At 49.0% G+C, this 14,761-nt stretch carries 11 protein-coding genes; all 11 read right to left on the bottom strand.

Translation table 11 applies throughout. The annotated features are described in order from the left end of the window. Nucleotides 1-62: 62 nt before the first annotated feature. On the bottom strand, nucleotides 63-1,265 hold the full coding sequence (gene bioA, locus PUQ60_RS07245) for an adenosylmethionine--8-amino-7-oxononanoate transaminase (protein WP_273379539.1): 1,203 nt from the start codon (nucleotides 1,263-1,265) through the stop codon (nucleotides 63-65). A 24-nt stretch (nucleotides 1,266-1,289) separates the two neighbouring features. Then, a complete protein-coding gene (gene bioD / locus PUQ60_RS07240; protein WP_118743167.1) occupies nucleotides 1,290-1,973 on the bottom strand; it encodes a dethiobiotin synthase in 684 nt (227 codons plus the stop codon). Between the two features lie 3 nt (nucleotides 1,974-1,976). After that, nucleotides 1,977-2,525: a biotin transporter BioY gene (locus PUQ60_RS07235; protein ID WP_273379573.1), complete on the bottom strand. Its 549-nt coding sequence runs from the start codon at nucleotides 2,523-2,525 to the stop codon at nucleotides 1,977-1,979. Between the two features lie 265 nt (nucleotides 2,526-2,790). After that, nucleotides 2,791-5,289: a ComEC/Rec2 family competence protein gene (locus tag PUQ60_RS07230; RefSeq protein WP_337955582.1), complete on the bottom strand. Its 2,499-nt coding sequence runs from the start codon at nucleotides 5,287-5,289 to the stop codon at nucleotides 2,791-2,793. 221 nt (nucleotides 5,290-5,510) lie between these two features. Beyond that, nucleotides 5,511-6,473, bottom strand: coding sequence for a GerMN domain-containing protein (locus PUQ60_RS07225; RefSeq protein ID WP_273379535.1), 963 nt, complete (start codon nucleotides 6,471-6,473; stop codon nucleotides 5,511-5,513). 201 nt (nucleotides 6,474-6,674) lie between these two features. Continuing rightward, nucleotides 6,675-8,189 (bottom strand): ATP-binding protein, encoded by a 1,515-nt coding sequence (locus tag PUQ60_RS07220; RefSeq protein WP_273379534.1) that lies wholly within the window; start codon nucleotides 8,187-8,189, stop codon nucleotides 6,675-6,677. A 100-nt stretch (nucleotides 8,190-8,289) separates the two neighbouring features. Then, complete coding sequence (locus PUQ60_RS07215; protein WP_273379569.1) at nucleotides 8,290-9,165, bottom strand: DegV family protein; 876 nt, start codon at nucleotides 9,163-9,165, stop codon at nucleotides 8,290-8,292. A 290-nt stretch (nucleotides 9,166-9,455) separates the two neighbouring features. Further along, nucleotides 9,456-10,997 carry a 2,3-bisphosphoglycerate-independent phosphoglycerate mutase gene (gene gpmI, locus PUQ60_RS07210; RefSeq protein WP_022359186.1) on the bottom strand — a complete coding sequence of 514 codons (1,542 nt, stop codon included), beginning with the start codon at nucleotides 10,995-10,997 and terminating at the stop codon, nucleotides 9,456-9,458. Nucleotides 10,998-11,163: 166 nt separating this feature from the next. Next, the gene (tpiA, locus tag PUQ60_RS07205) at nucleotides 11,164-11,913 is read right to left on the bottom strand and encodes a triose-phosphate isomerase (RefSeq protein ID WP_022359187.1); all 750 of its coding nucleotides are present in this window, start codon (nucleotides 11,911-11,913) and stop codon (nucleotides 11,164-11,166) included. 24 nt (nucleotides 11,914-11,937) lie between these two features. Next, nucleotides 11,938-13,143 (bottom strand): phosphoglycerate kinase, encoded by a 1,206-nt coding sequence (locus PUQ60_RS07200; protein WP_118492330.1) that lies wholly within the window; start codon nucleotides 13,141-13,143, stop codon nucleotides 11,938-11,940. A 98-nt stretch (nucleotides 13,144-13,241) separates the two neighbouring features. Then, complete coding sequence (gap, locus tag PUQ60_RS07195; protein ID WP_022359484.1) at nucleotides 13,242-14,255, bottom strand: type I glyceraldehyde-3-phosphate dehydrogenase; 1,014 nt, start codon at nucleotides 14,253-14,255, stop codon at nucleotides 13,242-13,244. Nucleotides 14,256-14,761: the final 506 nt, after the last annotated feature.

The raw sequence follows: 14,761 nt of genomic DNA, 5'->3' as shown, positions 1-14,761 counted from the left end.
ATGAAATTCATTCAGAAAGAAATACCTAAATTATTTTTCTAAGATAGATGTTCCTTCGTTACCTATCCCCGCGCAAACCAGTCTTTCATGCACTGAAGCACCTGCACCAGTTCTTCCTCCTTGATAATATACGGAACCATCGCGTACAGATAATTTAAGAACGGACGGCTGAACACGCCGCGTTTGTACGCATATTCCTGATACCCTTTCAGGACTGACGGATCATATACCTCGACACAGACACATCCGCCCATCATGCGGACCTCCCTGATTCTCGGATCGGTAAATCCTTCCATCTCCCGACGGGTGATAGCTTCGATCTTCTGAATCTTTTCCATATAGTTCTGCGTCTCAAACAGCTCAATCGAGGCAAGCGCCGCGCTGCACGCGAGGGCATTTCCCATAAAGGTCGGTCCGTGCATCAGCGCATGTTCCGGGTTATCATCGAAAAATCCATCAAATACCTTTTTATTTGCCACAGTCGCTGCGTGACCAATGTAACCGCCGGTCAATGCCTTTCCGAGGACCAGAATATCCGGTAGCACCCGATCTGCCACAAAGCGGTTTCCGGTTCTGCCAAATCCGGTTGCCACCTCATCAAAAACCAGCAGCACGCCGTACTTATCACAGAGTTCCCTTGCCTTCTCCAAAAATGAAATGTCGTACATCCGCATTCCGCCAGCACCCTGTAAAAGCGGTTCCACCAGCACGCAGTTCAACTTGTCATGATACTGTTCAAATGCTTTCTCCAGCGCCGGAATCTCAGTCGGAATGTGAACCACATACGGGCTTGCACCATACGCTTTCAGCACAAAATGGTAGTCCTCATCATCGCCTGCCTCCATCGTCTTAAAGGTATCGCCGTGGTACGCGTGTTCCAGCGCCAGAATCATCGTCCGCTTCTCATCACCGCGGTTCATATAATACTGCAGCGCCATTTTCAGCGCTACCTCAACCGCCACGCTGCCGGAATCTGAAAAAAAGCAGTAGTCCAGATCGCCCGGCAGCCAGGACGCCAGTTTTTCTGAAAGTCTGCGCGCCGGCTCATGCGTCAGGCCGCCCAGCATCACATGAGAAAATTTTTCTACCTGTGAAATAATTGCCTGATTGATCACCGGATGTTTATATCCATGAATCACACTCCACCAGGATGAAACCGAATCAATCAGCTTCTGATCCTTCGTGTAAAGATATACCCCGTTCGCATCCACGATCTCATAAGGTGCTTTCATTGTTTTTAACTGTTCATATGGATACCAGATCATTTTTCTTCTCCTTTATCTTCTGTCTTACGCATACAGCCCTTTCAGCGTCTCCGCATCCATGGAAAGCTCCGTATCCCCATCCGCCACACAGGCAACAACCGGAATGCCAGTGTAATATTCACACATTTTCCGGTTATCCTCATGAAGCAGATTCCCCGTCTCATAATGATTGAAAATAATTCCTTTCAGGGCAATTCCCTGTTGTTTCAGATAATAGGCAGTAAGCCCCACGCCATTGATCGTCCCAAGCCCCGCATCTGCAATCAGCAGGCAGCCAAGCCCGCACGCTTTTACTACTTCTGGAAGACGGATATCCGCCTCGTCTATGCAGAGTGGACAGAGAATTCCGCCGCTTCCTTCCATCGTCACATACTCATATTTTTCACAGACTTTGTGAAAATCTTCCAGCACCCGATCCATCTGGACCGGGTTGCCCTCCAGACGGGATGCCAGATGCGGCGATACCGCCGTCTCGTACACATACGGACACATTTCCTCAAGCGGCTGCCCGATTCCCGACATTGTTTTTACCTGCAGGGCATCTCCTGGAATCAGGCTTCCATCCGCACGCCGCTCATTGCCGCTCATTGCCGCTTTATAATACGCCGCATCCGCGCCGCTCTCCCGCAGTTTTTTCACAATCAATCCTGTCACATACGTTTTTCCAATATCCGTTCCCGTACCTGTTATAAAAATCCCCTTGCTCATCTTTTATCCAAGTCTCCCTCCCTGAATCAGCGGAATCATCCGTTTTCCTATGATGGCAGCCACAATACAGAGCACGATATCGCCCGGAACTGCCAGAACAAAGCAATATAAAAACAGCGCTCCCACGCCGATCGGCGAATTCAGATAGAAATTGCTGATCACGTAGTAATAAATCATTCCAAATGAATAGACAATAAAAAGTCCCAGAAAATTAGCTCCCAGCAGGCGCCGGTAACTCGGATGCGTCTTGGCATTGGCAATCTTACCATTCACATACGCCGCAACCGCAAATCCGATGATATATCCAAAACTCGGCTGGAAAATATATCCTGGTCCGCCGCCCTGAGTGAAAATCGGAAGTCCAATTAAACCTAATACGATATAAACCACAACCGCCAGCGCCCCATTGACCGGACCTAAAAGCAGACCTGCCAGCATCGTAAATAAAAACTGCAATGTAAACGGAACCACCGGAACCGGTATCTTGATAAATGCTCCCACTGCAATCAGTGCGACAAACATCGCGCACAAAACTAAATCCTTTGTCTTCATGTGTTTCAAACCTTTTTCCTCCTTGGTTATCTGAATGATTTCAGGCATCCGAAGCCATTCTATTCTCGCACATGTACATAAATTTCTCTCCGCAACCCCTGTTCCAACCATCTAAAACAGCAGCGGCCGTCCCAGATCCCGGGTAGTCGAAACAGATGCAGAACTGATTGCAAGCATAACATAGCCCCTTTTAATTGTCAACCTATTATTTTTACATGGTTGACAATTAATCTTTTTTATTCTTTTTGTCAACATTCCATGTTTCTTAATATCCATTTTGTTTCTTATATCCCTTGATATACATACGTTTCCCGTCCGTCCACACATTCACTGCCCCTGAATCCGCCGTTCTCCAGATCTCCGTTCCCGTCTGTTCCAGACGTTCCACCGCCTCCGGTGCCGGATGCCCGTAAGTATTTCCCTCTCCATAAGAGAGCACCGTGAAAGCTGGGGAAAAGCACTCCAAAAACTCCTCTGAGGAGGAACCGTTCGAACCATGGTGTGCGGCTTTTAACAGTGTCACTTTTTCCCTCTTTTTGTCCTCTTCCACCGCCAGAATCTTCCTTTCGTCCTCCACTCCAATATCTCCTGTCAGAAGCATACGAAACTTTCCATACGTGACATCAAACACCAGTGAATGACTATTTCGCTCCTCGACTGGCTTTTCCCCCGCCTCCGGGTACAGGCACCGAAGCGCCAGGCTTTTCGCCCGCACCGTTTCTCCCCGATGCAGATAATAGACTTCCGCACCCCGTTTTCTGGCAAGAGTTTCCAGTTTTTTATATGCCTCCTGCCCTTTTCCTGCCGCCGGAAGTGCCAGATTCCGCACCCGGATATCTGCCTCCTCCTTCAAAAGCCACTCGATCCCGTTCGTGTGATCCGCATCCGCATGGCTGACCAGAATCCAGTCCAGCGTGCGGATTCCCTGACTTTTCAAAAATGGTCCCAGCACATTTTTCCCGATTTTTTTATCCTGGCTGCTGCCACAGTCCGAAAGAATTGCCTCATCCCGCGTCCGCAGAAAGACGCCGTCGCCCTGTCCTACATCGAGAAACCAGCTCTGAAAGCCATGAACAGGCTGAACCACTAAAAAGACTACCGCCACAGCAATAAATACACTATTTTTTCCCGGTGCATTCCATTCTTTTGGAAACAGAAAAATCCCTTTTCTCTCTAAATTATCTCTTGCTTCTCCCACACTCCACACATATCGAATCCCCAGCGCCACATAAAACACCCCTATTTTCCACATTTCCGGGCGTCCTGCCACAATGGAATGAAACGGCACGCGTTCCACCTGGATGCAAAGCCATTCATACAACTGAAAAATATAATGCCCCGGACCCGTACATGCACTTGCCGCTATTCTGAATATTTCTGGTAATTCTGATATTCCTGATGCTGCACCCCCAAAAGCTGAAAGCACTCCCGCAATGCTGCTGCCTCCGCCCATTCCCCCCATTTTTCCTCCCACAAACGCTATACTGTAAATTCCAAGCGCCAGCAGACCGCTTCCGGCTGCATACGTGAGAAGCGGAATCACGATCAGGTTCAGAAAAATTCCCAACATCGGAAATGTAAAATAGTGATACAGCTGAATCGGCATCGTATAAAGCTGAATTGCCAAGCTGAGCATGAGTGTTTCATATCCTTTCTTTTTTTCTTTCTCTTGTTTCTCCTCTTCCCGCTCTTTTCTCTTTTTTCCCACTTTCCGCAGCTCCTCCGTCTCCAGCCCAATCGCGGCAACCGCGCCATAGGAAAGCTGCAATCCCGCCGAAAAGAGCAGATACGGCGACTGCCACGCCTGTAAAATCAAAGACAGCGACAGCGCACTCAGCAGATCGTAACTCCGCCCCAGATATGCCGCCAGACAGGACACCTCTACCATAAATACCGCCCGGAATACCGATGCTCCAAATCCGGTTACAAAACCATAAAAGGTAAGGAGCGCTGAAGCCACCAGTCCCGCCCATCCATACGATATGCCCCAAAAACGCAGTGCGCTGTAAACGCTCATGCCAATCAAAGAGACATGAAGCCCGCTGACTGCCAGAATATGTGCAATCCCATTATCCTGAAACCGTTCGCGCAGCTCTTCCGATAACCCGGATTTGTCCCCCAGCAAAATTGCCTGGAAAATCCCTGCATCTTCTGGAACACAGATTTCCTGAAAAACAGCCGTCGCGTACGCCCGGAAGCATTCTGCCTGACTTCGGAGAGGGGAACTTTTTCCTTCTGAAATAAAAATCTGATCCGCCGTCACCCGGTTTCTGATTCCTAGTCCCCGATAATACATCCGATACGAAAACTGCCCCGGATTGCGCGCTTCTTCCAGAAACTCAGCAGTTCCCGTCAGATGAATCTGACTTCCGCAGGGTGGCAGAATTTTCTCTTCACACATCTCCAGTAAATCGCTTTTACACGATATCAGTACCTTTCTTACACTTTCATCCTCTACCTCCACCCCCGTCAAAATCATCGTACACCACCCATTTTTTTCCGAAATAGAATCCAATGTTCCAGATACAGCCACCTCTGCGGAACCACCTTTCTGCGTTACCATCCGTTCCAGCGCATCCGGGCGCATTTCCACCGTCATCCGTCCCCATCCTGCCAGGAAACAGAAAAACAGCAGAAAGACACGGCACATCATCGGATCTTTCCAATTCCAGACGCGTTCTGCGTCTGTCTGAAAGTCCGAATCTCCCCGTCCTTCTGCTGTTTTTATGACTGCAGGTGAAAAAGAATGTGCCTTGTGTTTCATAGGACACAATTTCCTATGAAACAAAAAAAGCGCTGCTGCAATTATAAACCACACCGTCATGCCCATCTGGTACGCTGCGACCTCTCCAAGTACAAAAGCCACCATCATCCACATTACCGGTCGTTTGATATTCAATTCCTCTTTTCTTGTATTCTACAAAACATCAACAAAATCCCATTGCTGCTCTCTTCCAAACATGGCATATACATTCTGTCTGACAGTTACTTCACAATATACTTCTCCTCTCTCTCCAGAGGCTGCGCCAGCGAAATCACATTCCGGTACGTCACATCTGCTGAGCCATTGACCGTGATCTGCACTTTATTCACCGTCTGAAGCTCTGTCAGAGAATCGACGATCGCGTAAATCGGAATATACTCCGCCACATCGGTATCCCCGGAAATAAAACCACTATCCAGGTTGACATAGCAGGTATTATCTGTCAGTGATACGTTTAATACCTTTGTATTTTTCGGCATCACTGAAAGACCGCCATTCTGGGAACCTGCCAGCAGCTGCTCCACTACCAGACGTTCCAGCGACGTGTTCATACTGTGAAATATTTCCCGTTTTTCTGCCACCAGACCATCTTTTTCTTCATTGGCAAAATACAGGGTCAGCTCTACTTTTTCATACGAATTGACATCCGAAATACTGTCTACAAAATCACTTCCTGCGATCGCGCCCACCGGGTTGCCATGCGTGTCCAGAAGCGGCTGTCCCTCGCAATTAATGCTGATATAATCGACTCCCTCTACCTGTGTAAAGGTCTTTGCCAGCGCCGCCCGGCACAGAATCTCCCGCGACGCTTTCATATTCATATATTCCTGATTAAAATTCAGCGTCAGCACGTTATTGTCCCGGTTAATATCCAGGAATTCAACCTTATCGCTTAAAACTGCCTGATACTCCGGGTTTTCCGGCGCCGCAAGGATCTGCCCCGCCAGCTCCCCGATCAGGATCTCAGCGTCCGTCGTCTCCGTCTGATAGGAAACACTCGCCAGCCCCGTGCGCGTCGAATTGAGATAATAAATCTGATAGACTCCGTCCTCGCCCGCCGTCGGATGCACCTCTTCTTTTTTTCGGCATCCGCCCAGAAGAAGCAGACACGCCAGGCAAAGGATCAGCCACAAACTTACGCTTCCTGCCCGTTTTCCAGAGCTTTTTTTTCTTATTTTCTCCATTTATTATTTCCTGTTGTTATTTTGCAGTCTATCTCACAATAGACATTTCCCTGACCTCACATTCGAACACTGCAACACTCAAATACCGCAACATTCAAACACTGAAACATTCGAACACTGCAGCATTCAAACACCGAAATATTCGAACACCGCAGCACCAGCAACCCTCTCGAAGCTCTAAACCGCCCAGAACCACGCTGTCTACGGAATATAATTCAACGGAATCCGCACCGTAAAGGTTGCTCCCTTGCCTTCTTCACTCTTCAGGCGGATCGCCCCCTGATGAAGAAGAATAATATTCTTCGTGATCGCAAGCCCCAGCCCGGTACCGCCTGTCTCGCGTGAGCGCGCCTTATCTACACGGTAAAAACGCTCAAATACACGCTCCTGAAATTCCTTCGGGATTCCCACGCCATTATCCTCCACCTTCACATAAAAGAACTTGTGGTCAGCATCCAGCGTCACCCAGACTTTTCCCTCTTCGCGGTTATACTTGATCGCATTTTCCACCAGGTTCGAAAGTGCCAGGCTCAATTTTACCTCATCCACATCCGCCGATACTTCCCGCTTGCTCTCATATGTGATCTCAATGTTCCGCCGCTTCGCGATCGGGGTCAGACGTTTTAAAATCTGTTCCAGAAGGCCATTGATCGAAGTCTGTGCAATATTCAGATCCGGCGATGATTTATCCATTTTGACTAACGTCAGCAGATCATCGATAATCTTGCCCTCGCGGTCAATCTCCGCCGAAATATCCTGCATAAACTCCTGATATAACTCCGCCGGGGCGTTCTCCATCCCCATCAGAGAATCCGCCAGCACCCTTATCGAAGTCAGCGGTGTTTTCAGCTCATGCGACACGTTGGAAACAAACTCCTGACGCGACTGATCCAGGTTTTTCAGCTTCCGGATGGTCTGCATGACTGCCTCCGAAATGTCCCGCGTCTCCCGGTACGTTTTTACATCAATATCCTGATCCAGATTTCCCTCTGCCACCATATCGAGCTGCTGCTGCAGGCGGCGGAATGGTTTCAGCAGGCAAGCCGCCGCCAATAAATCTGCGATCAGAATAAAACAGAACATAACGAGCTGTAAAAATCCCGTCTTCTGCACAATTTTCTCCTGCAAAAGTGCCGAATTTTCCGTGGATGCCATCAGAAGAAGGACTCCCTGCACGCCTGCCGTATTTTTCCCTTTTCCGGCTGCCACATCCGAATCGATCGGCGCTGCATCCGTGCTTTTTGCCTGAATCGGCTGCGCTACATAGAAATACTTTTTCTTCTGGTTCAAATAGCTGGAAGTTTCCCCGTCAAATGCCTTTAACACATCCGATACAACCAGCGTTTTCCCTCTTGAAAGACCAAATGTGTCTTTCAAGATCTTAAAGCTATCGTCCACCAACACGATTCTTCCGTTCATCAGATCCGCCGTTGTACTAAGTTCCGCATCCAGCGCCGGATTTGGATTTCCCGACAGCAGTACATTGATATAATCACTGCTGCGTATCTTGTTTGCTAAAATCAGACTCCGGTTCTGCGCTTCCGCCATCCGTTCTTCCACGTGGCTCTGGTAAAAATACCCCGATGTAAAACGGACCTGTACCAGAAGCGGAACCAGCGTCAGGATCAGAAAGGCGAGGATCAGCGGGATTCGCATCCCGATCGTGTGCTCCATCGCTTTCCATATTTTTCTTTTATGTTTTGCTATTCTTCTCATGCCCCTGTCCTGAACAATTACAGTTCACGCGCTCTTACTTGTGTTGCTTAACTTACTGACATTGACCGTGAACCGAAATGCTGCTCCGCAACTGCGTTTCTCACAACAACGATCCGATTTCAAGTTTCTTCGACGCCGCGATCGCCAGCGCTCCCGGTCCGATATGGCAGGCTACACTTAAGGACAGCGGATCTACATGGACTTCCGTCTCCGGGAAAAGTTCCCGAAGCTCGGCTGCCAGCTCCTGCGCCATCTCATCATTGTCGGTATGCGCTACATCAATATACGTTTTTTCTCCCGTCACATCACCAAACCGAGTTTCCAGATCGCGGGTGATCGCCGTGATCATCATGGAACGCGCCTGTTTCATCGTCCGCGCCTTCGCAAATGCGTCCAGCTTCTCGCCCTGTATCGTCAGAACCGGTTTTAAACGGAGAAGTGTTCCGAGCGCTGCTGCCGCTGGTGTGATTCTACCGCCCTTTTTCAGGTATTTTAATGTGTCAACCGTGACATAAATAGTTGAATCCAAACCTGTATCTTCCAGCTTTTTGCAGATCGCCTCCGCGTCCATGCCGGCTGCCGCCATGTCAAGCGCATCCTGCACCGAACGGCGCTGGGTCACGGAAATCCTGTGATTATCTGCCACCTGCACTTTTCCGTCGAAATCATCTGCCAGCATCTTTGCCGTCTGGCAGGAGCTCGAAAGCCCACTGGACATCGGAATGTGCACAACTGCATCGTATTCCTCCAAAAGTTTTTCCCAGAGATTTAAGATCGTCTCCGGGGACGGCTGGGATGTGCTCACATCGTGATCCCCGCTCAGATGCTCGTAAAATTCCTTCTGTGTCAAATCTATATCTTCCAGATACTCGGTTCCATCAATCATAAACGGCATCGGCAGGACATATACGCCCATCTCTTTCGCCTGTGCCTGTGTAATTCCGCTGTTGCTGTCTGTAACAACCGCTACCTTCATGCTTGTTTCCTCCTGTTTTCCCTGTGAATCTGCTGCCATCCTATTTTCCTTTCCGCATAACACTTTCTTTTCTAAAAATATCTGCCCTGGAACAGCCTCCGAGCGGTTCACATAGATGATTTTATTTTATCCTATTTTCTTATGAAATGGAAGAGAGAAGTAACCAAAAACTGCCACAAAACAAGCCCCGACCATTTCTCTGTTCATGATCTTTTCTTGCTTTATGGCAGTTTTCCCGATTCTTATTGACGGTTATATTTATACTTTCCTATTATATTCGAAAATTCTCCCTATTTCACCAACAGCGACTCTCCCGTCATCTCCTTCGGCTTCTCAAGTCCCATCAGTTCGATCAGCGTCGGCACAATATCGCAGAGGCGTCCGCCCTCGCGCAGCTTGTACGCCGGGTCAGCGCCGACCAGGACAAACGGTACCTGATTGGTCGTATGAGCGGTCCACGGCTCGCCGGTTGCCTCATCGACCATCACCTCTGCATTACCGTGATCGGCGCAGATAAAGAGAACGCCTCCGGCTGCCTTGATGGCTTCAACTGCACGTCCTACGCAGGCATCGACGGTCTCAATCGCCTTGATCGCAGCCGACTCCACGCCCGTGTGACCTACCATATCCGGGTTTGCAAAATTGATGATGATGACATCATATTTGCCGGACTCAATCGCCTCCACCAGCTTATCGCACACGATCGGTGCGCTCATCTCCGGTTTCAGGTCGTAGGTCGGAACCTCCTTCGGAGACGGAACCAGAATGCGGTCCTCGCCCTCGTTCGGCTCTTCCACGCCGCCGTTGAAGAAAAATGTTACGTGTGCATATTTCTCGGTCTCGGCGATACGTGCCTGCGTCATGTGGTGCGCCGCCAGGAACTCTCCAAATGTGTTCTTAATCTCTTCCTTCTTGAACGCAATCAGCTTGTTCCCGATCGTCTCATCGTAATCGGTAAAGCATACAAACGTCAGGTCAAGCTTCTTCTCTCTCGCAAATCCGGTAAATCCCTCATCGCAGAATGCGCGGGTGATCTCTCTTGCACGGTCCGGACGGAAGTTAAAGAAAATGACGGAATCGCCATCCTGAATCGTGGCAACCGGCTTTCCGTCCTTCTCTACATAGAACGGTACGACGAACTCATCGTTTACCTCTTTATCATAGGATGCCTGAATGCCTGCACACGCACTTTCTGCCTTCTCACCCTCTGCCTTTGTCAGCACATCGTAAGCTTTCTGGACACGATCCCAGTTTTTATCACGGTCCATCGCATAGTAGCGTCCCATCACGGAAGCCACCTCGCCGATGCCAAGCTGCTGCATCTTTTTCTCTAATTCTGCTACGAACTCCTTGCCGGAGGTCGGCGGTGTATCACGTCCGTCCAGGAAGCAGTGCACATACACTTTTTTAAGTCCCTGACGTTTTGCAAACTCCAGAAGTCCGAATAAATGAGTCAGATGGCTGTGAACGCCGCCATCTGATACCAGTCCGAACAGATGCAGAGCGGAATCATTTTTCTTGCAGGTGTCTGCGGCTGCCAGAAATTCCGGATTTTCAAAGAAATCGCCATCCTCGATTGATTTCGTGATACGGGTCAGCTCCTGGTATACGATACGTCCGGCGCCCATATTTAAATGTCCAACCTCCGAGTTACCCATCTGTCCGTCCGGCAGACCGACCGCCAGACCGCTGGCATTGCCGCGCACAAACGGGCACTGGCTCATCAGCTGATCCATGATCGGTGTCTTCGCCTCACACACGGCATTGTGCTCACAGGTATCTCTCATGCCATATCCATCGAGAATCATTAATACGGTTGGCTTTTTTTTCATCTCTTTCTTCTTCCTTTCCTTCCATGAAATGAACCGTTTTTTCTGAAACAACCGGATGAACCAACAATTTTGATTGTTTCAGTTCAAAACCTTCACCTTCTTTTTTTACTGGCAAAAAGGGGACTGCCACGCCTCACACGTGCGACAGCCCCCTTTTGCCCATCTCTTATTTATAATTTACAATCTTTCCAAAATCTGCCTTTAAGGATGCGCCGCCTACCAGACCGCCATCGATATCCGGCTGCGCAAACAGCTCCGGAGCCGATGCTGCGGATACGGAACCGCCGTACTGAATGCGGATCGCCTCTGCGGTCGCCTCATCGTACACTTCCTTAATGCACGCACGGATCGCGCCGCACACTTCCTCAGCCTGCTCGGTGGTCGCTACCTTGCCGGTACCGATCGCCCAGATTGGCTCGTATGCGATCACAGCTGTCTTTGCCTGCTCTGCGGTCACATTCTGGAATGCGATCTTGATCTGCTGACGGATCCAGTCAAGCGTGATGCCCTGCTCTCTCTGGGTCAGAGTCTCGCCGCAGCAAATGATCGGGGTCAGACCGTGCTCAAATGCTTTCAGTACCTTCTTATTGACCGTCTCATCGGTCTCTGCAAAATATTCTCTGCGCTCGGAATGTCCGATAATCACGTATTTAACGCCTGCATCGGTCAGCATATTCGGGGAAATCTCGCCGGTGTAAGCACCTTTCTCCTCGAAATACATATTTTCAGCGCCGACTGCGATGTTGGTTCCCTCGCACGCTTTTACAACCGGGATAATATCAATCGCCGGTACGCAGAATACAACGTCTACATCTTCCGAAACAACGAGCGGCTTCAGAAGCTCTACCAGAGCTACTGCCTCCGACGGCGTCATGTTCATTTTCCAGTTGCCTGCTACGATCTTTCTTCTAGCCATGACTATTCTATTCCTCTTTTCTATTTATTTATCATTCGCTGCCGCTACGCCCGGAAGCTCCTTTCCCTCTAAGAATTCCAGGGAAGCGCCGCCGCCGGTAGAAATATGGGTCATCTTGTCGCCAAATCCAAGCTGGTTGACCGCTGCTGCAGAATCGCCGCCACCGATGATCGTGGTCGCTTCGGTGTCTGCCAGTGCTTTTGCAACTGCGATTGTACCCTGTGCAAGAGTCGGGTTCTCAAATACACCCATCGGTCCGTTCCATACAACTGTCTTAGCAGATTTTACGGTGTCTGCATACAGCTTTGCAGTTTCCGGTCCTATGTCAAGTCCCATCGTGTCAGCCGGGATAGCGTCAACCGATACATTCTGTACCTCGATCGGTGCATCGATCGGATCCGGGAAGGATGCTGCTACAGCTGCATCAACCGGAAGAAGCAGTTTCTTGCCAAGCTTCGCCGCCTTCTCTACCATCTCACGACAATAATCTAACTTTGTATCATCGACTAAGGATTTACCAATCTCCTTGCCCTGTGCTTTTAAGAAGGTAAATGCCATGCCGCCGCCGATGATCAGCGTGTCGCACTTCTCCAGCAGGTTGGAGATAACGTTTAATTTATCAGCTACCTTCGCGCCGCCTAAAATGGCAACGAACGGGCGGACCGGGTTATCCACTGCATTTCCAAGGAAATCGATCTCTTTCTGCATCAGGTAACCAACTACTGCGGTGTCCACATACTGGGTCACGCCTACGTTTGAGCAGTGTGCGCGGTGTGCAGTACCAAATGCATCGTCCACATAGACATCACACAGGGATGCCAGATCCTTGCTGAACGCCTCACCGTTCTTGGTTTCCTCGGCACGGTAACGGGTGTTCTCAAGCAGAACAACCTCGCCATCCTTCATCGCCTCAACGGCTGCCTTTGCGTTCGGTCCAACCACTTCCGGATCGGCTGCAAATTTCACTTCCTGTCCCAGAAGTTCAGACAGACGAACGGCTACCGGTGCCAGAGACAGCTCCGGCTTCGGCTCTCCCTTCGGTTTGCCAAGGTGGGAGCAGAGAATTACCTTTCCACCGTCCGCAATCAGTTTTTTGATCGTCGGAAGCGCTGCCACCAGACGGTTTTCATCGGTGATCTTTCCTTCTTTTAACGGTACGTTGAAATCACAGCGTACCAGAACGCGTTTGCCCTTTACATTGATATCATCCACGGATTTTTTATTCAGCATATCCTGTCTCCTTTACATTTAAAAGAAAAATGGATCCGGTCCCGACCGAGGACCGGACCCATCTTGAATCCTTATGATTTTCTATCGAATCGATAAAATTATGCCAGCTCTGCGAAGTATTTGATTGTACGAACCATCTGGCTTGTGTAGGAGTTCTCGTTATCATACCAGGAAACAACCTGTACCTGATATAAGTCATCACCGATCGGAGATACCATAGTCTGTGTAGAATCAAACAGGGAACCATAGCGGATACCTACGATATCGGAAGAAACGATCTCATCCTCGTTGTAGCCGAAGGACTCAGTCTGAGCTGCCTTCATAGCCTCGTTGATAGCTTCCTTAGTAACGTCAGCTTTCTTAACAACGGCTGTCAGAATAGTAGTGGAACCAGTCGGAACCGGAACACGCTGTGCGGAACCGATGAGCTTGCCGTTTAATTCCGGAATAACCAGACCGATCGCTTTTGCAGCACCGGTGGAGTTCGGAACGATGTTGACAGCGCCTGCTCTTGCTCTTCTTAAATCGCCTTTTCTGTGCGGTCCGTCCAGAATCATCTGATCGCCTGTGTAAGCGTGGATGGTGGACATGATACCGGACTGAATCGGAGCATAATCGTTTAATGCCTTAGCCATCGGAGCCAGGCAGTTAGTTGTACAGGATGCTGCGGAGATAATCTTATCTTCCGGTTTCAGTGTCTTGTGGTTTACATTGTATACGATAGTCGGAAGGTCATTGCCTGCCGGTGCGGAGATAACGACTTTCTTAGCGCCTGCATCGATATGTGCCTGTGCTTTTGCCTTGGATGTATAGAATCCGGTACACTCCAGAACTACGTCTACACCAATCTCTCCCCACGGAAGTTCAGCAGCGTTTGCCTTTGCGTAGATAGTAATCTTCTTGCCATCTACTACAATATAATCTTCGCCAGCCTCTACCGTATGTCCATCGTATCTGCCCTGAGCAGAATCATACTTTAACAGGTGAGCTAACATTTTCGGATTTGTCAGATCGTTGATAGCTACGACTTCGTAACCCTCAGCGCCAAACATCTGTCTGAAAGCCAGACGACCAATACGACCAAAACCATTAATTGCAACTTTTACTGCCATGATCTCATTCCTCCTAGAAATTCATCTTCATGATTGTTAAATATTAATCAACCCTGCTTGTATTGTACCCAACTTTTCCTAAAATAGCAAGTGGTTTTTTGTAAATTTTACAGCAAATATTCAGTATTTTCTCTCTCACTGCGCACAACTTCGACGGATTGTCATACCTTAAATGGAATTTTGTGCTGACAGCCTTAATTTTGCATAATTTTTTAACCAAATGCTCTAATTCGAACTATTTTCATTTTAATCGATCTCTTCTTGTTTGTGAACCTCACATGGCTAAAGTCACGTGCTTCTCGGCCGTTTTAAACGGCAAGACTAAATATCGGCGGATACGCCAGTATCTTAGAATTCGTGCGGATACGCACTTTTTCCACACCGGATACGGCTGGTTTCCACATTACAGGTAGTCCGCTGTATATCTGCCTGCGTTTATGCTGCTTTTAAGTTGTTTACTTCTACATAAAGCTTTCTCAAATCTGCATAAACACAGGAGGTTCTAC

This window comes from Clostridium sp. AF02-29 (assembly GCF_934835585.1).
Taxonomy (GTDB): domain Bacteria; phylum Bacillota; class Clostridia; order Lachnospirales; family Lachnospiraceae; genus Otoolea; species Otoolea fessa.
Note: the sequence above shows the minus strand (reverse complement) of the source record. Positions and strands in the feature narration are given on the sequence as shown.